This window comes from Lacrimispora xylanolytica (assembly GCF_026723765.1).
In the GTDB taxonomy this organism is placed as follows: Bacteria; Bacillota; Clostridia; order Lachnospirales; family Lachnospiraceae; genus Lacrimispora; species Lacrimispora xylanolytica.
The window spans coordinates 2,310,507-2,332,705 of record NZ_CP113524.1 but is presented as its reverse complement, the minus strand read 5'-3'; the positions used below and the strand labels follow the sequence as shown (position 1 = coordinate 2,332,705).

Sequence of the window (22,199 nt, the reverse complement as noted above, 5' to 3'; positions counted from 1 at the left end):
TTTTACTTATCTGTATTTTCTGTCTGTCAGAAAGGACAGGCAGTATGTTTGATGCTAATGTTCAGTTTAAGTCTTATCCTCTTTAGAAGGGGGTAGAACTTAGATTTTAAATAAAGCAGAAAGGGAACAGGTGAATGAATGTTTGCCGATAGAGCAAAAATATATATCAGATCCGGTAAAGGCGGCGATGGCCATGTCAGTTTCCGTAGAGAACTTTACGTTCCTTGCGGTGGACCTGACGGTGGTGATGGCGGCCGGGGCGGTGACATTATATTTGTAGTGGATGATGGCCTTAATACATTAAGTGATTTCCGCCAAGTCCAAAAATATGCAGCAAAAGACGGGGAATCTGGTGGAAAACGCAGATGCCACGGAAAAGACGGGGAAAGCCTTATCATAAAAGTTCCGGAAGGAACTGTTATTAAGGAATTTGAGTCTGGTAAAGTAATTGCAGATATGTCCGGTGAAAACCGCAGAGAAGTGATTTTAAAAGGCGGCAGAGGCGGCAAGGGCAATATGAATTTTGCGACTCCCACCATGCAGGCACCAAAGTATGCTCAGCCGGGACAGGCGTTTCAGGAGCTTTGGGTACAGCTGGAACTTAAGGTAATCGCAGATGTAGGACTGGTTGGTTTCCCTAACGTTGGAAAGTCTACTCTATTATCCAGAGTGAGCAATGCCAAGCCTAAGATCGCTAATTACCATTTTACAACCTTAAATCCTCATCTTGGAGTTGTAGATATTGATGGAGGAAAGGGCTTTGTAATGGCCGATATTCCTGGACTCATTGAAGGAGCCTCCGAGGGCGTTGGTCTTGGACATGATTTCCTTCGTCATATAGAACGCACCAGAGTTCTTGTTCATGTAGTGGATGCTGCTTCTACAGAAGGAAGAGATCCCATTGCGGACATCCATGCCATTAATAAGGAATTAGGCGCATACAATTCAGAGCTTTTGGAACGGCCTCAGATCATTGCAGCCAATAAAACAGATGCTATTTATGATGATGGTGAGGATCCTGTAGCAAAGCTTAAAGCTGAGTTTGAACCTAAGGGTGTTAAAGTATACCCCATATCAGCCGTAAGCGGTAAGGGAGTCAAAGAACTGTTATATGCCATTTATGAACTTATACAGACTGTGAACTTAAGTCCGATTGTTTTCGAAAAAGAATTTGACTTAAAGGGACTGACCATTAAGCAGCTTCCTTATACGGTTGAAGTGGATGAGAATGGTGTTTATGTGGTGGAAGGCCCAAGAATTGATAAGATGCTGGGTTATACCAATTTAGAGACAGAAAAAGGCTTCCGATTCTTCCAGAACTTCTTAAAGGAAAATGGAATTTTAGAAGATCTTGAGCAGGCTGGAATTCAAGAGGGTGATACTGTTCGTATGTATGGTCTGGAATTTGACTATTACAAGTAAGTAAGGAGAATAATATGACAAGTAAGCAGAGATCCTATTTAAAAGGATTGGCGATGAATATAGATCCGATTTTCCAGATTGGAAAATCAAGCTTGACTCCAGAACTGACCAATGCAATCGCAGAGGCGCTGGAAGCCAGGGAGCTGATTAAAATTACAGTATTAAAGAATTGCCTGGATGACGGTTCAAGCATTGCTCAGGTTCTTTCTGAGCGTACCCATTCCGAGGTCGTACAGGTAATTGGAAGACGCATTGTCCTTTATAAGCAGGCAAAAGAGGAAGCAAAGCGAAAAATAGCACTTCCCAAATAAAACTGCATCACGTTCCAGTGAGGGAGTCGAAGATTATGGGGAAAATAGGAATTATGGGCGGAACATTTGATCCGATTCATAATGGTCATCTTATGCTTGGGGAACAGGCGTATGATGAATACCGTCTAGATGAAGTCTGGTTTATGCCGTCCGGGCATCCGCCTCACAAAAAAAGGCGTCAGGTAACGGAACCAAAACACCGCCTTGCCATGACGGCTGCTGCGGTAAAGTATCACCCAGGATTTTCGTGTTCTGATTTTGAAGTTGTACGAGAAGGGAATACCTATACAGCGCAGACCTTAAAATTACTTTTAGAGGCATATCCGGAGCATACCTATTATTTTATTGTTGGGGCTGATTCCCTTTATGAGATTGAGAAATGGTATGAACCGGAGCTGGTGTTAAAGCTGGCAGTAATACTGGCTGCTCCTCGGGAATATGAGGTTAAGGAAAGATCTTTGGATGAACAGATTGATTATCTTTGCCGAAAGTATGATGCAGATATTCGAATGCTGCACTGCAAGGAAATGGATATCTCTTCTGCAGAGCTTCGGAACATGGTGTCAAATGGGGAATCCATAGATCCTTATGTGCCAGAGGTGGTTAATAAGTATATTCAGGATCATGGTCTTTATCAGGAGATAGAAGCATGAAAGAGATAATCTTAAATCTTAGAGATGACTTAAAGGAAAAACTTAGCCCTCAGAGGTATGAGCATACAATCAGCGTTTCATTTATCTGTACAGCGCTGGCGATGAGGTATGGTGCTGATTTAGAGCAGTCTGAATTAGCAGGTCTGCTGCATGACTGCGCGAAATATTACGGTGACGGAAATATCATTAAAAAATGTGAGAAACAGAATATCTTTTTAACATCGGATGAATTAAAGGCTCCAGTCGTGCTCCATGCGAAATACGGTGCATGGCTCGCAGAGCATAAATATGGCATTGAGGATAAGGAAGTCTTAGATGCCATACGGTGGCATACGACCGGAAGGCCGGATATGTCTTTACTGGAAAAAATCGTATTTACAGCGGATTATATAGAACCAAGACGAGATAAGGCGGCAGATCTGCCTATCGTAAGGTCTGTTGCTTTTATAGATTTGGATGAATGCGTTTATATCATCCTGAAAGGCACTCTGGAATATCTGGAGGGAAAAGGCTATTTTGTGGATTCCATGTCGGTACAGGCATATGATTATTATAAGAAGATCCATGAAATGAAGAAGGGAGAGTTGTGATGAATCAGTCAGTTGAAATGGTAAAAACCGCATACAATGCGTTGTCTGATAAGAAGGGTGAGGATATTACTATCATTGATATCCGTAACGTATCGGTCATGGCAGATTATTTTATTATTGCCAGCGGTACAAATTCAAGCCAGGTTCAGGCCATGGTTGATAATGTGGAAGAAGAACTGGGTAAAAAGGGTTATGTCTGCAAGCAGATGGAGGGATATCGCTCTGCCAATTGGATCCTCATGGATTACGGCGATATTATCGTTCATGTATTTGATCGTGACAACCGTTTATTCTATGATCTGGAAAGAATCTGGAGAGACGGAAAAACCATTGATGTAGATACTTTATCATAATACGATGAGAGTAGAAAACGGCTTAACAGGACCTGTTAGCCGTTTTTTGTTGCAGTCCTTTAAATGGATTAAGAAATAGCCCAGCACTAGTTGACATAAAATAATTATGTTAACTAGTGCTGGGCTATTATAATCTCTACTGGTGTTAAACCGTCTTTTAATGAATTCCCAGACGAAACAGACCAATTACTTTTCCAAGAATCTCTACTTGATCTACAATAATCGGATCCATGGAATCGTTCTCTGGCTGAAGGCGGTAATGGCCATCTTCCTTGAAAAAACGTTTTACTGTAGCAGAATCATCTACCAATGCAACAACAATCTCTCCATTAACAGCAGTAGGACAATGCTCAACAATAATTTGATCCCCTTCCAGTATACCAGCATTAATCATGCTGTTTCCCCGTACCTTAAGCATAAAGGTTTCCCCATTGGGAAGTAAATCGGAAGGAATAGGATAGTAATTCTCAATATTTTCCTCAGCATATAATGGCTGACCGGCTGCTACTGTTCCAAGAACAGGTACATTCACCACTTCTCTGCGGGTCAGATTAAAACAATCATCAATGATCTCAATGGTTCTGGGTTTGGTCGGGTCTCTTCGTATGTAGCCCTTTTCTTCCAAAGTCTCCAGGTGTGAATGAACGGAAGAGGTTGATTTTAAATGAACCGCTTCACATATCTCCCTCACTGCGGGGGGATAACCCTTCTTTAATATCGTCTCTTTTATATATTCCAAAATTTCCTGTTGCTTGGGTGTGATCTTCTCCTGAGCCATCGCACAGCCTCCTCAAATCTTTATCATTAAACCTATAGTAACATATGTTCGAAAAAAATGCAAACCTTTGTTCGAAAAAAGCCAAAACGAATTGACAAACATATGTTTGGAGTGATATGATTGCCTTATCAAAACAGAACGTGAGTTCTGATTATTTTTAGGAGGCATCCGTATGATGAAACAAATAATTGTGCTGTTATTTTTCTCATTTCTTGGATTCCGTATCTTTGGTTTCTTTCCGGGACTTGATTCTGCACAGGCCCTTGAACAGGCAGCTATAGACAAGTACTACACCAGCATTGAGATCCAGCAGGGAGACAGTCTTTGGAGCATTGCAGGAAAATATAGTGAAAACAGCGGAATGACAGTGGCTCAGTATGTAAAAGAATTGAAGAACATGAATGGGTTAAAGGAAGATATCATACACAGCGGGCACTATTTGACCGTTATGTACTGTACCTCTGAGGAGACCCCCTGATTTTTCATTCCTATGAGAGGATAGGAGATTTAAATTGCGTTGATTTTATGGGAATAATAATTTAGAATAAAGAAAGCGTCCTCTATTATTAGTAAATTGGCGCAATTTTAATGACTAAAGGATTAGAACCTATATGAAAATCACATTTGGTATTCTGGCTCATGTGGATGCTGGTAAAACTACATTTTCTGAACAGATTTTATATCAGGAAAAGGTGATCAGGACTTTGGGGCGGGTAGATTCTCAGACGGCCTGTCTGGACCATGATGAGATAGAGAAAACAAGAGGGATTACGATTTTTTCTGATATGGCGTGCTATACACACAACGATAATACTTATTATCTGGTAGATACTCCCGGGCACGTTGATTTTTCAGCTGAGATGGAGAGAACATTAGAAATTATGGACTATGCTATCCTTGTAGTGAATGGTTCCGATGGGGTACAGGGTCATACAGAGACAATTTGGAAGCTGCTGGAACGATATCAGATTCCTGTATTTCTGTTTATCAATAAACTGGATATCCCCACAGCCTCTTACGAGCTTATTGTAAAAGAACTTAAAAACCAGCTATCAGACCGCATTTTGGATTTCCAGGACATGAACTTTAAGAATGGAATGGAAGGTACCTTTACGGACGATCTCATAGATAATGTTTCTGAACTGGATGAAGGTCTTGTCGATGAGTGGCTGGAAGGAACCATGTCTTATGAAGATATGAAGCCCTCATTGTTAACACAGATTAAGAAACGCCGCTTATTTCCCTGCTTTGGGGGAAGTGCATTAAAAGGGGCTGGGCTTTATGAGTTCCTTACCGCATTTTATGAGCTTGCTCAGACTAGTTACGAGACCTCTGACGTTTTCAGAGGAAGAGTGTTTAAGATTCGTTATGATGAACAACAGGAGCGTATGACTTATCTTAAAGTATTAAGTGGAAGTGTAAAGGTACGTGATATTGTTTCTGAGACTGAGAAGATACATCAGATCAGATTGTTTCGGGGGGAGAAATTCACTACAGCTACGGAAGCAACTGCTGGCGATGTAGTTGCTGTAACCGGATTAATAAGTACCGTTGCTGGTCAGGGACTTGGCGCCTGCCAGACGAGAGAAAACCCTTACCTTTATCCAGCCCTTCAGGCCAGAGTACAGTATCCACCGGACATTCCTGATCAGACGGTTTTACGTATCTTCCATATGTTAGAAGAAGAGGATCCATCTCTGAAAGCGGAGTGGGAAGAATCCTTACAGCAGCTTAAGGTTAATGTTATGGGGAGAATCCAACTGGAAGTCTTAGAAGAAACGGTTTTAAGAAAATATCAGGTTCCAGTAACCTTTGGGAATCCGGAGGTTGTATACATGGAAACGGTGAAAGAACCAGTATATGGCTATGGTCATTTTGAACCTCTTAGACATTATGCTGAAGTAGCCCTTAGAATAGAGCCGGCGCCCAGAGGGGAGGGCATTACGTTTGAGAGCGAATGTCATGTTGACAGGCTTGGGATTAATTATCAGAATCTGATACGTACCCATGTATTTGAGACTGTTCATAAAGGAATCTTAACCGGTTCTTCCCTGACAGATGTTAAGATTGTTTTGATTGATGGTATTTCTCATATAAAGCATACAGAAGGCGGTGATTTCCGCGAGGCAGTATATCGGGCAATCCGGCAGGGGCTGATGAAGGCGGATAACCTCCTTTTAGAGCCTTATTACAGGTTTAGCCTGTCCATTCCCGACACCCTGGCTGGAAAGCTCTTAAATGACATTACAAGACGCTACGGAGTGTATGAGGCTCCGGTCATGGATGGAAGCGGTAGATGTGTTGTTACAGGAACCGGCCCTGTTTCTTCCTTTATGAATTATGGAGAAGAGCTGCTTATGATGACAGGAGGACGGGCAGGAATCTCTATGAATTTTTCTCATTATGACATATGTCATAATCAGGACGAAGTGGTGGCCTCTTATCATTACAACGCGGATGCAGATGTTAAGAACCCATCCTGTTCTGTTTTCTGCCATAAAGGGACTTCCTTTGTAGTGAATTGGAATAAGGCAGAAGATTATATGCATACCCTTCGGTAGCCCCTGTTTTTCAACAATTTCGGACAAAGATTAGCCGTAGTGCTTGACACCGCCCGTATAAACGTTATAATACAACCAAGGAATTTGGTAATTATAGGTACCATATTTACATGCGACCATCAGAAAGGTATTGTAATTCATGAGTTTAGAAAAACAGAAAGCTTTTATTATTCACTGTGTATTTGCATTTATTTTATTAATCATGGTATATGCAGGCGTTAAATATGTTTTTCCACTTTTAATGCCCTTTGTTATTGGATTAATTATCTCCATGACGTTTCGAAAGCCCATTGATTTACTGACAAAGAAGTTAGGTATCAAGCGGACCTTTTCCTCAATCATAATTCTGATTTTATTTTATGCCTGCTTATTCTTGGTCATTAGCCTCATTGGTGCCAGGTTCTTCCAGTTCATCAGTTCATTATTTAATAACCTGCCTTCGCTTTACAAGGAAACTCTTCAACCAGCTCTTTCTGCTTTTACGGATCAGATGTCTAACAGGTTTCCTGTCATTAAGGTGTATTTGGATGAGTTTATTAATAACATTGGACAATCAATATTCACCTATCTTTCCAATATATCCTCAAAGGTAGTGACAACGGTCACTGGTTTGGCTGGTCAGGTTCCAACCTTGTTAATAAAGGTTATTTTTACAATTGTATCGTCCTTCTTTTTCACCATTGATTATTACAAGATTGGAAATTTTGTGTTACGTCAATTTGGAGACAAGCGCAGAAATATTATGCTGAATTTAAAAGATAATGTCATTGGATCATTAGGTAAATTCATTCGTGCCTATGCCTTGATTATTTCCATCACTTTTATAGAATTATCTCTTGGCTTTTCTATTATAGGCATTCCTACTCCATTTCTGATTGGACTGCTTGTTGCAATCATAGATGTTCTTCCTATTTTGGGGACTGGAGCTGTTTTGATTCCCTGGTCAATCATTGCCTTTTCCATGGGGGATACCAAGGTAGGAATTGGAATGATTGTTTTATACATCTTTATTACAGTAGTTCGACAGATACTGGAACCCAAAATCATAGGACAGCAGATAGGACTTCACCCCATTGTAACTCTTATATTAATGTTCGTAGGAGCACAGCTGATGGGAATTTTGGGACTGTTTATGTTGCCGATCATAGCCACCATTCTGGTTAAGCTGGATAAAGAGGGTAGCATTCATATTTTTAAATAAAAAAGATACGGATATATAAAACGAAGGCAGAGACATAAATAAAGTCTCTGCCTTCGTTTTATATGGACTTTTTTCGTTTCTTTACAAACCAGATAAGGACACCGACTGCGATGACCGCCATAATAGCGACGGAAATATTGGAATACAGATCCATGTAATGTACAATGGTGTTCCATTTCGACCCTGCGAATGCTCCCAGGAACACGAGCACAATGTTCCATATGAAGGTACCAATGGTGGTATAGAGGAGAAATTTCCCCATATGCATTTTGGCCATACCTGCTGGTATGGAAATCAGGCTGCGGATAAGAGGGATGAAACGGCAAAAGAAGATCGTTGAGGTTCCCTTTTTCTCAAACCAGCCTTCTGCTCGCTTAATATCAGATCTTTTTAGTCCAAGGATATGTCCCCACCTGTCTACCAGTAGCTCCAGCTTTTCTACGGGAAGTAAAAGACCTACCCCGTAAAGGATACATGCGCCAATGACAGAACCCAAGGTAGCAAACAGCACAACGATCCATCGATTCATGGATGTATAAGTTGTCATAAAACCGCCAAATGTCAGGATCAATTCAGATGGGATGGGAGGAAAAACGTTTTCTATTGCTATCAGCAATGCTATCCCCAAGTATCCGTATTGATCCATCGTATTAATTATCCATTCCTGCATTTCAAATTCCTTTCCTGATGTAAATATTCTGCTTGTTACTATTATCTGCAGAAAGGCAGATATTTAATAAGCATCAGCGCGAAACCTTTTGAGTTAGGACGCTAATGCTTATTTTTATTATAGCTATTATATTGGATAAAAATATATATTTCAATCCTTTTTCACCAAAATGATAGCTTAAGAATTATGGAAGAAATTCTAAAGGGGAAAACTTGATCACGAATGACCAAGTATTTCTGGTATCATATTGATTAAAAATTGTTCTCCAGCAGTTAAATATCCGTGTTTTCTATAACAGCAATATAAGCTGCGTTTCATAGGATAATCTTTAATCTGGCAGTAGTAATTGGTGTTATTACTTCTGGAAAAATGATGCATGGCAATGCTGGGAACAAAGGTGAATCCCTTATTCAATCTTACTAAACTGCTGGCAAGATGAATATTCTCAGTCTCTATAACCTTACCAGGAGTAATTTGATATTGCATCAAAAAACGATCTGCCACTTCACGCATGCTCCGGCCTTTTTTTAGGAGAATCATAGGTTGACCGGAAAGTGATTCTGGCAATATGGAAGGATTTTGACTCCCTGGTATCCATAAGGTTTTTGTTTCCAAAAAGTACGGCGGAACTTGTAGGTAAATAGGATTCTCCAGAAATAGACGATATTCCAGTTCTGGATCATCCGTCTGATAGACAAAAGCCATATCAGTTTTTCCGCTTTTAACTGTTTCTAAAAGAGCGCTCATACGTTCCTCAATCAGCAATAACTCAACCTTGGGAAATTTCTGCTCGAAGGTATCTAAAATAGCTGGAAATATAAATTCCCCGGTCAGAGAAGTAAGGCCTAACGTAATCCGCCCGCTTAGGCTGTTGTTTAAATCAGAAATTTCTTTTGTAACAGATCTGGAAATTGCCAGCACCTCCTTACAGCCACGTAAATAGACCTCTCCAGCTTTTGTAGGCTTTAGATTACCCCGATTACGGATAAACAATGAGGTGCCAAGAGTATGCTCCAGATCAAGAATAAGGCGGCTCAGTGCAGGTTGAGAAATGTATAGCTTTTGAGCAGCCGCGGTTATATTACGTTCCTCGGCTACGGTCAGTAGATAATAAATCTGTTTTTCGTTTATCATGGTTGTATCTCCACGCAGTTTGCAAGTAAAAGTATAACATCAATGTTATGTATGAATGTTAGTATTGGTATTTTACATTATTTTAATCTGTGTTTATAATGAAGTCAAGATGAATCGTAATCACTGTATGAATCATAGGAATTACGAAAAAGTCCAGTGATATTTTCGGATTTACAGGAGGGTATAGCAATGGCAAATGTAAAAGTATTTGTTCCATACGGTGCAGTTGGTTTAAATTGTACGGAAGAAGCATTTGAAGCAGGTCTGGCCATGAAGCCGGACATCATTTCCAGTGATGCAGGTTCCACGGATTCAGGGCCTTATTATTTAGGATCTGGTCACGGTAAATATTCTATCGGTGACGTAAAACGAGACTTAAAGCGCATGGTATTAGGTGCTCACAAGCTGGGAATTCCCATGACCATTGGTTCTGCAGGAACCTGCGGTTCAGATGAGGGGGTTGATACTGCCTGCGAATTAATCAGGGAAATATGTGAGGAAGCTGGAATCCACAAAAAAATTGCCAAAATTTATTCCCAGCAGGATTCTAACGTAATAAAACAGAAATACTGTGATGGAATGATAAATGCATTACATGGAGCGCCTGAAATCTCAGAGAAGACGTTTGATGAGTGCAGCACCATTGTAGCGCTGCTTGGTGCGGAGGCGTATGAGGAGGCTTTTAAGAATGGTGCAGAAATCATCATTGGAGGCCGGTCAACCGATACCGCCGTAATCGCAGCATACCCTCTGATGAAAGGCTGTGATCCTGCATCTTGCTGGCACGCAGCAAAAACCGTTGAGTGCGGAGGCGTTTGTACCAGTGCTGGTCTGCAGGGCGGAGTATTTATGGAAGTAGATGAAAAAGGCTTTACAATTAAAGCAGTGCAGCCAGGCAGTACGGTTTCTGCCTATTCTGTATCTGCACATCTGATTTATGAAAATTCCAATCCGATTCAATTAACAGAGCCGGGAATTCAAATTGATACTTCAAATTCCACCTATACAGAATTGTCTGAAACAGAAGTACGGGTAGAGGGTACAACCATCGAGTATTTTCCCTATACCTTGAAGTTAGAAGGTTCTGGTCCTGTAGGATATCAGACGGTCAGCATGGCAGGCATTCGTGACAGAAAGGTAATGCAGGACCCTATGAAATGGGTGGATGCAGTATCCAGAGCCGGTATAGAAAAGCTGGAAAAGGCAGGTATTTCAAGTGACAGCTATCATTTCTGGCTGCGTCCTTATGGATATAACGGCGTTTCGGGAATGGAGGTACCCGAAGGTTATGTTCCGAATGAGGTACTTATGATGCTGACAGTGACCGCTGATACCCAGGAGATGGCAACTCAAATTACCAAAGCATTTAATCCGTTACTGCTTCATTACAATATGTTTGAAGGAAAACAAATGCCTTCTTATGCTTTTATTTTTTCACCTGCGGAGATGGAACGAGGTGCAATTTATGAGTTCAAATTGTACCATACAGTATCCGTTAAGGATCCGTTGGAGTTGGTTCGCTTTTCTTATGAGAATATCTAATTTGGGAGGTGCATGATGAGTACGATTGAAAAGACTGTTAAATACATTCGCAGCAAAAATGCAGGTCCTTTTTGGCTTACCATTGATGCTTTTTGCAATAATGTTGAAGATACAAAAAGCGTTACTGCTGCATTTGAAAGAGAGCGGGAGTTTATTGCCAAATCATTTCAGGTGAAGTCGGAGGAACTACAGATCTTCTGTCTGGAACATATTCAGGTGGCAAAGATCAGCCTCCCCCGGGTACCAATTGAGGGAAGCCGCGATGAGAGGGATATGCATGGCGGACAGCAATATGTTTCATTACTTGATATCTCTTGTTAAGGAAACATGGTTAACAAATTAAGTTACAAACTGAAAAATCAGTATAATGAACCGGCAATAGGATTCGCCTCCTATTGCCGGTTTGTCTACGTAATCAGGATAATTCTTTTACAAACGCTTACTATAAATATTTGATAGTGCATTCTGTCATAAACTCCAATATAATGAAACCTTTCTCTGTGTTTCTAATATATCCATATCTGGTAGAAGACCATTCAAAAGAACCGCATATAGTTGAAAATAAAATAAATTATGATAGAATTATAGACAGCCAGAGGTTATATCGTCTACAAAGAACAATAACTAACCGGATATGTTTTAATTATAAATAGTAAAAAGGCAAATTGCTTTGATTAAAATTGGATGTTAGAAACACAAGGAGGTATTTATGGAAGAGGATAGAACAGAGAATAAGTCATACATGAAAGTGATAGATTATATTAAAAAACAAATACGCAATGGTGAGTTAAATATAGGAGGAAAGCTGCCTGCGGAAAGAGAATTGTCAGAGATACTGGGGATCAGCCGCAATTCTGTGAGAGAAGCGATTCGTACGCTTGATATTATGGGGGTAATCTCTAGTCAACAGGGTGCAGGCAATTTTCTTACAGGTAACTTTGAGAATAATCTGGTAGAATCACTGTCCATGTTGTTTCTGCTGAATCAGATCGATTACAGACAGGTCAGTGAACTTAGGAGAGCGCTTGAAATGGAGGCGCTGATGCTGGCAATCGATCATATCACCGATGAGGAAATCCAAACCCTGGTAAAGATCGTATCTCAGTTGGAGAGGGAGAGTGAGGCGAATAATGTGGTATTGGACAAGAAGATGCACTATAATATAGCCCTGGCCTCTAAGAACACTCTGATTATCAATATCCTTCAGGCTCTATCAGAAATACTGGATAAATTTATTGTAGATCTGCGAAGAGAGATCTTAAGCCAGGAAGACAGCAGAAAAATTCTGATACAAGCCCATAATGGAATGTTAGAAAGTTTAATTAAAAGGGACAAAAATCTTGCTTATGAATCAATTAACAAACATTTTAGTATTATTGACCAAAAAATCAAGGAAAAAGAGTTGACAATGCTCAAAAAGCACGATAATTAGTGAAAATCAACAAAATACTTGTTAAAAAAATGACGTATGTTGACTTATATAACATACGTCATTATAATTAAATTGCAAAGTGGTACTACCAATTTTATGGGGTGGTAGCTAATAGGTGTAGTAAGACAAATCTGTTTTGCAGCATCTATTTTTTTACGATAATTGGTACTACCAATTGAAAATTTTATTTCAGGAGCATTGAGAATCGGCAGAATTCTTTGCTGCTCCCAAAAGACCACAGAATGGAGAAGCTATGGAGAAAATTTTCGAATTTGTTTTGGCATTGTTACCTATTATCTGGCTGATCATTGCTCTGACAGCTATTAAAATCCCAGGATTTAAAGCATGTGTCATTGCTTTGGCAATTGCATACGTACTTTCCGTGTTTGTATGGAAGATGCCTTTGATTGACAGCCTGGGTGCAGTTGCGGAAGGGGCCGCACTTGCTTTATGGCCAATTATCATTGTTATAATTGCCGCGGTATTTACTTACAACATCTGTGTTTCTACCGGAAAAATGGAAGTAATTAAAAAAATGCTGGCAAATGTAACGCAAGACAAAAGGGTGCTAGTACTTATTATAGCATGGGGCTTTGGCGGTTTTATGGAAGGAATGGCGGGCTTTGGAACAGCGGTTGCTATTCCGGCCAGTATGTTAGTGGGTCTTGGCTTTCCTCCAGCATTTGCAGCAATCGTCTGCCTGATTGCGAATGCAACACCCACCGCCTTTGGCTCCATTGGTATTCCAACCACAACACTGGCTAAAATAACAGGTATTCATGTTATTGATCTTTCCACCAATACCGTAATTTTGTTAGCCCTGCTGATCATCTTAACACCGTTTGTATTAGTGTTTCTTACAGGAAAATCAAAGAACTCTTTAAAAGGAATCACTTTAATCACATTCATTTCAGGAATTTCCTTTTTGATTCCTGAATATTTGGTGGCAAGATATTTAGGAGCGGAGCTTCCAGTCGTAATTGGATCGGTTTGTTCCATGGCTGCCACGGTTTTAGCCGCTCGTATCATTGGCAAAGGCGAGGTGGAAGAAAAATACCGTCTGGATGGCAGAGAGGAAGTCAAAATAACAGTGAATCAAGCTCTGATTGCCTGGAGTCCCTTCATCCTGATTTTTGTATTTCTCCTAGTAACATCTAAATTGGCAGGTCCCTTCAATAGAACGCTGGAATCTGTAAAAACTTCAGTGAGTATTTATCAGGGGAGAGGAGGGTCCCCATTTACCTTTTCCTGGCTTGCTACTCCTGGTTTTTGGATTCTATTATCCGCCTTTATCGGAGGTAACATTCAAGGTCTGAACATGAAAGAATTGATTGTAATCCTTAAAAAGACGATTCTTCAGATGATGAAGACGGTCATCACCATTATTGCCATTATGGCAACAGCAAAATTGATGGGATACAGCGGTATGATTGCCTCCATCTCACTGGTATTTGTAACTTATACGGGTTCCTTCTATCCCTTTTTTGCACCTTTCCTAGGTGCCATCGGAACCTTTGTGACCGGGAGCGGAACCTCTGCCAGTGTATTATTTGGGGGATTACAGGCAGAAACGTCTGCAGCATTGGGGCTTAACCAGGCCTGGATTACAGCGTCTAATACAGCCGGTGCGGTAATTGCCAAGATGATTTCACCTCAGAGTATCGCGATTGCAGTGGCGGCTGTAAGTCTTGAGGGCGAGGAAAATATGTTATTAAAGGGAACCATCAAGTGTTTTGTTATTTTTATAATTATAGTCGGGGTTATTACATATGCAGGTTCAAGAATGTTGGCATAATGTCCTGCCAATATAATATTACCATTGCTTCACAGCAATCCTTAAAGGGGAAAGAAAGGAGTTCTAAATGAATATTTTAGTATGTATTAAGCAGGTACCAGACAGCAATAAGGTGGAAGTGGATCCGGTTACCGGCGTGTTAAAACGAAATGGAGTAGAATCCAAGATGAATCCTTATGATCTGTATGCATTAGAAGCTGCGCTTCGAATCCGTGAGAAAACCGCTGGCAGTATAACGGTAATTACCATGGGACCAGGGCAGGCAGTTGGAATCATCAAAGAAGCCTTTGCCATGGGAGCAGATAACGGAGTATTGATATCCGACCGTAAGTTTGGTGGAGCCGATGTACTGGCAACCAGCTATACTCTTTCCCAGGGAATTAAACAAAGTGGAGAATTTGACCTGATTCTCTGCGGAAAACAGACTACGGATGGAGATACCGCTCAGGTAGGACCAGAAGTGGCAGAATGGCTGGGCATTCCCAGTCTGTCCAATGTTTCCCGGATCGTTGAACAAAAAGAAAGCTCATTAGTGGTGGAAATGGATATGACGGATGACATAGAAGTAGCAGAAATACAATATCCCTGCCTGCTGGCGGTGGATAAGGATATATTTATCCCAAGGCTTCCTTCTTATATCAGAAAGCAGGAGACAAAGGACAGGGAAATAAAAGTTATTACCCTTGCCGACATGGAGGATAAGGAAGAGAAAAACTATGGCTTAAATGGTTCTCCCACACAAGTGCAGAAAATATTTCCGCCCCAGGTAAATAACCACAGAGAAGTGTGGAATGGAGATGGTAAAGAGCTGGCTGAACAGTTATTACATAAATTAAAGGAATTAAAATTTGCCTAAGGAGGATAGATATGGCTAAGTTAATCGTAAACCAGGAAAAGGTAGGAAACAAACAGGAGCTGATCAGTATCTGCCCCTTTGGTGCTATTGAAGAGAAAGACAACATGATTCAAATCAACGCAGCTTGTAAAATGTGTAAGCTCTGTGTAAAAAAAGGCCCGGCAGGTGCCGTTGAATATGTAGAGGAAGCTGTTGAATCCATCGACAAGGATCAATGGAAGGGAATTGCTGTTTATGTAGATCATATTGATGGAGCAATACACCCCGTAACCTATGAGCTGATTGGAAAAGCAAAGGAACTGGCAGCTAAAATCAATCACCCGGTATATGCCATAATGATGGGACATCATATACAGAAACAGTGTGAGGAACTGCTGCATTATGAAGTGGATAAAGTATTCGTTTATGATAAGGAAGAGTTGGACCGCTTCAAGATGGAGCCATATACCAGAGCATTTGAGGATTTTGTTGAACATATAAAGCCTACTGCTATCTTAATAGGAGCAACTCCGGTAGGCAGACAGTTGGCGCCAAGGCTGGCAGCCAGATTAAAAACGGGATTAACTGCTGACTGTACGATTCTGGACATAAATGAAAACACAGATCTTGTTCAAATAAGACCTGCTTTCGGCGGAAACATTATGGCTCAGATATTAACGCCTAATCACAGACCTCAGATGGCTACTGTACGCTATAAGGTTATGGATGCACCTGAAAGAAAAGAGGAGGCATACGGTGAGATTATTAACTGCGTGATTGATTCAAAGGAACTGGGCAGTAAGGTAACTGTATTAGATATCATTGCAAAGGAAAAAGAACAGTTTATCGAAGCCGCCGATGTGCTGGTAGTCGCCGGCAGGGGTGTTAAAAAAGAAGAGGACCTTGAAATGCTAAGAGAGCTTGCGGATATACTGGGGGGTCAGCTTGCCTGTACACGTCCGGTCATGGAAGCAGGGTGGCTGGAAGCCAAATGTCAGGTAGGCTTAAGCGGCCGTACCGTAAGACCGAAGCTGATTATTACCTGTGGGGTATCCGGTTCCGTCCAGTTTACGGCAGGTATGAATAATGCCGATCATATCATTGCCATTAACAAAGATGAGAATGCTCCCATTTTTAAAACAGCTCATTATTGCCTGGTTGGAGATTTATACGAAATCCTTCCTGAAATCATCAGCCAGATCAAGGCTGGTAAGTTCATTAGCGCTTAAGAATTGTTCAATCCAGAATAACATTAGCGTGAAACATGAAAGGCGATATACAAAATTGTACCTGTGGCTTAAGATTTTAAAGCTATGAGAAAGGTAGGGTTATTATAATGAATTATAAAAAGTTGGAATTAGAAGATATTAATTACATACAAAGTATCATCAAGGATAATGAGAGAATTCTTATGGGTGAAAATATTAACGAAGAATACAGCCATGATGAGCTAAGCGATACGATCAGTTATCCGGATTTAGTGGTAAAGGTTAAATCTCCGGAAGAAGTATCATCTATTTTGAAATATGCCTATGAGAACACAATACCTGTTACTCCCAGAGGTTCTGGCACAGGTCTGGTAGGAGCCTCTGTAGCAATTGAACATGGTATCATGCTGGATACCAGCTTAATGAACCACTTTCTGGAACTCGATGAGGATAATCTTACCATCACAGTTGAACCGGGAGTTTTGCTTATGGAGCTGGCCGCTTATGTAGAGGAGAGAGGTTTATTTTATCCTCCTGACCCAGGTGAAAAATCTGCCACCATCGGAGGAAATATCAGTACCAATGCCGGTGGTATGAGAGCGGTTAAATACGGTGTGACCAGAGATTATGTAAGAGGGCTGGAAGTTGTGCTGCCCAATGGCAAAATCGTGGAATTTGGAGGTAAGGTAGTAAAGAACAGTACCGGATATGCCATGAAGGATCTGATGGTAGGTTCAGAAGGAACTCTTGGTATTATTACCAAGGCAACCTTAAAGATTCTTCCTCTGCCAAAGAAAGCAATCAGTTTGTTGATTCCATTTCCATCTCTGGAACAGGCAATTGGTACCGTGCCTTTAATTATCAAATCCAAAGCCATCCCAACTGCGATTGAATTTATGCAGAGAGAAGTTATTATGGATGCTGAAAAATACCTGGGCAAAAAGTTTCCTGATAACAGTGCAGATGCCTATCTGCTGCTTAAATTTGATGGCAATTCAACGGAAGAAATAGAAAAAGACTATGAAAACGTAGCCCAAATCTGTATAGAGCAGGGAGCCATTGATATTTTAGTGTCTGACACCACAGAAAGAGAAGATTCCATATGGAAAGCCAGAGGTGCTTTTCTGGAAGCCATCAAAGGTTCGACCTCCTTTATGGATGAAGTCGATGTCGTAGTCCCCAGAAGTTCCGTGAATGAAATGGTGGAATATATCCACGGATTATACAAAGAAGTCAATATCCGAATTAAAAGCTTTGGCCACGCAGGAGATGGCAATCTCCATGCTTATATCTTAAAGGATGAACTAAGTGAAGAAGAATGGGAAGAGAAAGTGAAGGCAGCCATGGATAAGATTTATGGGAAAGCCAGAGAACTAAGTGGTCAGGTATCCGGGGAACACGGCATTGGTTATGCGAAAAAGTCTTATCTTATGAAAGCGCTGGATCCGGCTACGGTTGAAATTATGAGGGGGATTAAACTGGCATTTGATCCAAAGAATATTTTAAATCCTCATAAAGTATGCCAGCTGTAGGTCATCGAAGAGAGTTGCTGATATAAATTTGTTTCTGATAGAATGGAAGAGGAGTGGTCTAATGCAGATCACTCCTCTTAAAATGCTTTGCTTACATTTATATCACCTATAGTTCTATACATCTCTATTTATGTTTGTTATAATAAATAAAGACTTTAATGGACTGATGAGATATTTAAAATTGCAATAATAGGATGTTTCAGTACTATATGCAATTTTTTATGATATTTTCATTTGTTATTTATCTATTGACTCCCTTAATTTCACTTTATTTCTTGCACTTCTTCGACGCTCATCCTCCAATGCGGCATAATGCTTTTTTGTTGTATTAACGTCTGAATGGCCAAGAACATCCGCCACAAGATAAATATCACCAGTTTCTTTATAAAGACTGGTTCCATAGGTGCTTCGAAGTTTATGAGGTGTAATTTTTTTTAGAGGAGTCACCGATTTAGAATATTTTTTCACCAGATTCTCGACACTTCGAACGGCGATGCGCTTTTTTTGGAGGGAAAGGAAGAGTGCTTTTTCATGGCCTTCCTCAGCAATAATCTTGTTACGTTCTATGAGATATTCATAAAGAGCATCCTCTACCTCAGTACCGAAATAGACCATGACTTCTTTTCCGCCTTTTCTAACAATTCGTATGCCCCCATTTTTAAAATCAATATCGTCTATATCAAGACCAACGCATTCGGATACACGAATTCCGGTACCCAGTAGCAGCGTTAACAAAGCAAGATCTCTGATTTTTGTTTTGGCATGATAGGATTTCTGCTTCTCTGTCAGGGCTTCTCCATTTTCCACTTCATCAAGTAGAAGAGCAACCTCATCAACATCTAGCCGGATAATATCTTTTTCGTGTAGTTTAGGTAGTTGTACTAAAGCAGCCGGATTGTTTTGAATACGTTCATTTCGGTAATAATAATTATAGAAGCTTTTTAATGATGAGACTTTTCTCATTATTCCTCTTTCTTTATTGGTTATTTCCTGGTTTTTATCGTTAAAACGATATTTAAGATATTCCATATATTCTTCAATATCTACCACTTTAAGATTATCAAGATGGTCCAAAGTAATATTTTGAATGTCAGACTTGAAAAGTGACGGATTTTCTTTTTTAAGGAAATCAAAAAATACCTTTAAATCGTAGGCGTATGCGATTCTCGTCCGGGAGGACGTACGCGGCTCTATACCACGAAAAAAGTCTCCACAGAAGCGGGGAAGCTCTTTGATTAGCTCACGAAGATGCTTCACATTTTCGATGTCTTTTTGCTGATGATAGGATAGTGGGGCGCTCACATTTTTACCTCATTTCATTATGTATTTAAATTTAAGTTTGTTAGAAAGAATACTCCGTGAAATTAAGAGATTTATTCTTGTAAATAAGTGGTTAATTAATATTATATCATATAATTTAAATAATGTATAAGATAAGTATTTATATAGTGTATTATAGGATGTATAATATGAAAATATATATGGGATTAATTAAGTGAGGTATTATATAGAAGTGCATTGAATAGTTGAGTAGTAAAAATATTATCAATAGCAGACATTAAAAGAACAAACAAAAAATAATAAAATTACGAATGAATCATAAAGATGTATTAAACACCCATAACTATGCGTTAAACTAGACTTTCGCGAATAGTTGGAAGTATGCCTTTCACCAGCACAAAGCTGATAACCAAAAAATTTACTGCTGCTTTGTCATGAAAATAACCGAAAAAAAATTTTACTACTGTTTTGTCGTTTTTCAACATTTTTCCTGGAAAACCGAAAAACTAAAATCATAGGGGTTTTGTCGTTTTTCCATTAGATACTATTCATAAGTATATCATATTGGTATTATTCTAGTCCAATGATATTTATAAAAAATGATGCATTTTTCTGCGCAATCCTTTACAATAAGGACAAGTCTTCTTTTTCCTCTTTTGATAAAATAACTTTTTCTTTGGACTTATAGCATAAGAATTTCTACACTCGGAACAAGTCCACCAAACACTTCCCGAATAATTCTCTATAATTTCATCTGGATCAATAAAGAGCCAATTACCTAAATTCCATTCCTTCATCATATCAGAATGTAATGCTTTGAAAGACGTTTTCCCCGGTATGGCTTCTCTTCCATTACAATAAGGACAGTCTACCTCTTCGTTAACTCTATCTTTCACGGATCCCTTCCAAATCATACTACATACTGGGCAATCCCATTTAACTAGTGGTGTATATGTTGGAAAAATATTATCTGAACTCACTTCATTAATTGAAGAATATTCTGTAGCTATATCAGGATACAGTGCTTTAAATGAAGTTTTACCCGGAATGGCTTTCTTACCACTACAATAGGGGCAAATAGCATTCCCTTCTACTCTATCTTTTACAGAACTTTTCCAAGTCAAAGTGCATTTTGTACAATCCCATGTAATAGGTAGACTATATGTTGGAAAAATATTATCTGAACTCACTTCATTAATTGAAGAATATTCTGTAGCTATATCAGGATACAGTGCTTTAAATGAAGTTTTACCCGGAATGGCTTTCTTACCACTACAATAGGGGCAAATAGCATTCCCTTCTACTCTATCTTTTACAGAACTTTTCCAAGTCAAAGTGCATTTTGTACAATCCCATGTAATAGGTAGACTATATGTTGGAAAAATATTATCTGAACTCACTTCATTAATTGAAGAATATTCTGTAGCTATATCAGGATACAGTGCTTTAAATGAAGTTTTACCCGGAATGGCTTTCTTACCACTACAATAGGGGCAAATAGCATTCCCTTCTACTCTATCTTTTACAGAACTTTTCCAAGTCAAAGTGCATTTTGTACAATCCCATGTAATAGGTAGACTATATGTTGGAAGAATATTATCTGAACTCACTTCATTATTTAAAGAATATTCTGTAGCCATTTCAGGATACAGTGCTTTAAATGAGGTTTTGCCCGGAATGGCTTTCTTGCCACTACAATAGGGGCAAATAGCATTCCCTTCTACTCTATCTTTTACAGAACTTTTCCAAGTCAAAGCGCACTTTGTACAATCCCATGTAATAGGTAGACTATATGTTGGAAGAATATTATCGAGATCTACTTCATTTACTTCCGAAGATTCTACAGCCATTTCAGGATATAAAGCTTTAAATGAAGTTTTTCCAGGAATCGCCTTTCTTCCTTCAACACAGGCACAATCTCTTGCTTCATAATAACGTTCTTTCATTGATAATATAAATATTTCATTACATTCTTTACATAGCCATTTTAATGGAGCCGTATAATCCGGTATCATAAGATCAAAATCTTTGATATCTCCACTGCTACTATGAAATTCGCTTTTTAAAAACATATAACGTTCTGCAGATATTGGTTGCTCACTGGTACAATTTTTACAACCACTTGTTCCGTGAATCTTATTATATACAGAAGCAACATGTAAAGTGAGACATTTCTTACATCTCCATACTATAGGCGTTAAGCGATTGTCCGGAAATATGGCATCTGGATGCCTCATTTCATTTGCTTCATATGCCCATTCTTCTGCAATATCTGGATATAGCGCCATAAATGAATCTATTCCTGGTAATGGAAGTTTCTTAGCGCAATAAGGACATGATTTCAAGCCGAATCTTCGCTCTTCTACCTTTGAATTCCAGATATTATTGCAAATTTTACATTTCCATTTAACCGCTAGAGGAAGATAAGATAATACTTCTGTTGCTGGAAGGATATTATCTATTGCCCATTCTTCAGCTAATTCTGGATATTCTTCAGCAAAACTGTTCTCGAGCGTTTCTTCACCAAAACAATTAGTGCAGTATGTATTTGTAGGAATAGTATCTCCACTTTCGGTTTGCCAAACATTTTTGCAATTTTTGCAATGCCAGGTGTTTAAAATATAATAAATATTCTTGCGAGAACCATTGAACTGTCTTTCTACGCTTAATAATTCAGGACCACTAGTATGAACCTCAGTGTTAATACAGAGTGGACATTCGATATCATTATCTACCTTTGCGTATACATATGATGCCCAGACATGCTTGTTTTCTTTTTTGCATTGCCAATAAACTATCTCACGTGAGGTAGATGATATTGTTTCTGGATCTAGTCTTTTGTTTCTCTCAAAATGCCATTGATTATATGCAATTTTGCTTATTTCCTTTAGTTTCATTTTG

20 protein-coding genes are annotated in these 22,199 nt (G+C 39.5%); 15 read left to right on the top strand and 5 right to left on the bottom strand.

Features of this window, described 5'->3' with window-relative positions:
* The first annotated feature begins 138 nt into the window (after positions 1–138).
* Genes obgE through rsfS form a run of 5 tightly spaced genes read left to right on the top strand, consistent with a single transcriptional unit; the run spans position 139 to position 3,329 of the window.
* Positions 139–1,422, top strand: a complete 1,284-nt coding sequence (gene obgE / locus OW255_RS11015) for a GTPase ObgE (protein WP_024835877.1) — start codon at positions 139–141, stop codon at positions 1,420–1,422.
* Between the two features lie 14 nt (positions 1,423–1,436).
* Positions 1,437–1,733, top strand: coding sequence for a ribosome assembly RNA-binding protein YhbY (gene yhbY, locus OW255_RS11010; RefSeq protein WP_024835878.1), 297 nt, complete (start codon positions 1,437–1,439; stop codon positions 1,731–1,733).
* A 35-nt stretch (positions 1,734–1,768) separates the two neighbouring features.
* Positions 1,769–2,386 carry a nicotinate-nucleotide adenylyltransferase gene (gene nadD, locus OW255_RS11005; protein ID WP_268114131.1) on the top strand — a complete coding sequence of 206 codons (618 nt, stop codon included), beginning with the start codon at positions 1,769–1,771 and terminating at the stop codon, positions 2,384–2,386.
* A complete protein-coding gene (gene yqeK / locus OW255_RS11000; protein ID WP_268114130.1) occupies positions 2,383–2,976 on the top strand; it encodes a bis(5'-nucleosyl)-tetraphosphatase (symmetrical) YqeK in 594 nt (197 codons plus the stop codon). Before nadD ends, yqeK begins: the two co-directional genes overlap by 4 nt.
* A complete protein-coding gene (gene rsfS, locus OW255_RS10995; RefSeq protein ID WP_024835881.1) occupies positions 2,976–3,329 on the top strand; it encodes a ribosome silencing factor in 354 nt (117 codons plus the stop codon). The genes yqeK and rsfS overlap by 1 nt, the downstream gene beginning before the upstream one ends.
* Before the next feature lie 157 nt (positions 3,330–3,486).
* On the opposite strand, the gene lexA is transcribed toward rsfS, so the two are convergent.
* The gene (lexA, locus tag OW255_RS10990; protein ID WP_024835882.1) at positions 3,487–4,107 is read right to left on the bottom strand and encodes a transcriptional repressor LexA; all 621 of its coding nucleotides are present in this window, start codon (positions 4,105–4,107) and stop codon (positions 3,487–3,489) included.
* Between the two features lie 172 nt (positions 4,108–4,279).
* On the opposite strand from lexA, the gene OW255_RS10985 reads away from it, so the two are divergent.
* The 3 genes from OW255_RS10985 (at position 4,280) to ytvI (ending at position 7,869) form a co-directional block, all read left to right on the top strand.
* Positions 4,280–4,585 (top strand): LysM peptidoglycan-binding domain-containing protein, encoded by a 306-nt coding sequence (locus OW255_RS10985; protein ID WP_024835883.1) that lies wholly within the window; start codon positions 4,280–4,282, stop codon positions 4,583–4,585.
* 133 nt (positions 4,586–4,718) lie between these two features.
* Positions 4,719–6,668: a GTP-binding protein gene (locus OW255_RS10980; protein WP_024835884.1), complete on the top strand. Its 1,950-nt coding sequence runs from the start codon at positions 4,719–4,721 to the stop codon at positions 6,666–6,668.
* A 139-nt stretch (positions 6,669–6,807) separates the two neighbouring features.
* Positions 6,808–7,869: a sporulation integral membrane protein YtvI gene (gene ytvI, locus OW255_RS10975; RefSeq protein WP_024835885.1), complete on the top strand. Its 1,062-nt coding sequence runs from the start codon at positions 6,808–6,810 to the stop codon at positions 7,867–7,869.
* A gap of 58 nt (positions 7,870–7,927) precedes the next feature.
* Here the strand turns inward: ytvI and OW255_RS10970 are convergent, their stop codons facing one another.
* Both OW255_RS10970 and OW255_RS10965 read right to left on the bottom strand, forming a co-directional pair.
* A complete protein-coding gene (locus OW255_RS10970) occupies positions 7,928–8,539 on the bottom strand; it encodes a DedA family protein (protein WP_024835886.1) in 612 nt (203 codons plus the stop codon).
* Between the two features lie 216 nt (positions 8,540–8,755).
* Positions 8,756–9,673 (bottom strand): LysR family transcriptional regulator, encoded by a 918-nt coding sequence (locus OW255_RS10965; RefSeq protein WP_268114129.1) that lies wholly within the window; start codon positions 9,671–9,673, stop codon positions 8,756–8,758.
* A gap of 189 nt (positions 9,674–9,862) precedes the next feature.
* Here OW255_RS10965 and OW255_RS10960 point away from each other — a divergent pair, with 189 nt between their 5' ends.
* From OW255_RS10960 to OW255_RS10930, 7 genes are all read left to right on the top strand, one after another.
* Positions 9,863–11,215: an acyclic terpene utilization AtuA family protein gene (locus OW255_RS10960; RefSeq protein ID WP_268114128.1), complete on the top strand. Its 1,353-nt coding sequence runs from the start codon at positions 9,863–9,865 to the stop codon at positions 11,213–11,215.
* Positions 11,216–11,230: 15 nt separating this feature from the next.
* Positions 11,231–11,536 carry a DUF4387 family protein gene (locus OW255_RS10955; protein ID WP_268114127.1) on the top strand — a complete coding sequence of 102 codons (306 nt, stop codon included), beginning with the start codon at positions 11,231–11,233 and terminating at the stop codon, positions 11,534–11,536.
* 388 nt (positions 11,537–11,924) lie between these two features.
* Entirely contained in the window at positions 11,925–12,647 is a 723-nt protein-coding gene (locus OW255_RS10950) for a FadR/GntR family transcriptional regulator (protein WP_024835890.1), read from the top strand.
* Positions 12,648–12,900: 253 nt separating this feature from the next.
* On the top strand, positions 12,901–14,442 hold the full coding sequence (locus OW255_RS10945) for an L-lactate permease (RefSeq protein WP_024835891.1): 1,542 nt from the start codon (positions 12,901–12,903) through the stop codon (positions 14,440–14,442).
* 67 nt (positions 14,443–14,509) lie between these two features.
* Positions 14,510–15,298, top strand: coding sequence for an electron transfer flavoprotein subunit beta/FixA family protein (locus OW255_RS10940; RefSeq protein ID WP_268114126.1), 789 nt, complete (start codon positions 14,510–14,512; stop codon positions 15,296–15,298).
* Positions 15,299–15,309: 11 nt separating this feature from the next.
* Positions 15,310–16,506, top strand: a complete 1,197-nt coding sequence (locus OW255_RS10935) for an electron transfer flavoprotein subunit alpha (RefSeq protein WP_268114125.1) — start codon at positions 15,310–15,312, stop codon at positions 16,504–16,506.
* 107 nt (positions 16,507–16,613) lie between these two features.
* Positions 16,614–18,017 carry an FAD-binding oxidoreductase gene (locus tag OW255_RS10930; protein ID WP_268114124.1) on the top strand — a complete coding sequence of 468 codons (1,404 nt, stop codon included), beginning with the start codon at positions 16,614–16,616 and terminating at the stop codon, positions 18,015–18,017.
* A gap of 237 nt (positions 18,018–18,254) precedes the next feature.
* On the opposite strand, the gene OW255_RS10925 is transcribed toward OW255_RS10930, so the two are convergent.
* Together OW255_RS10925 and OW255_RS10920 are read right to left on the bottom strand one after the other, a co-directional pair.
* Positions 18,255–19,319 carry a tyrosine-type recombinase/integrase gene (locus OW255_RS10925; protein WP_268114123.1) on the bottom strand — a complete coding sequence of 355 codons (1,065 nt, stop codon included), beginning with the start codon at positions 19,317–19,319 and terminating at the stop codon, positions 18,255–18,257.
* Positions 19,320–19,888: 569 nt separating this feature from the next.
* Positions 19,889–22,195, bottom strand: a complete 2,307-nt coding sequence (locus OW255_RS10920) for a zinc-ribbon domain-containing protein (RefSeq protein WP_268114122.1) — start codon at positions 22,193–22,195, stop codon at positions 19,889–19,891.
* Between the last annotated feature and the right edge of the window lie 4 nt (positions 22,196–22,199).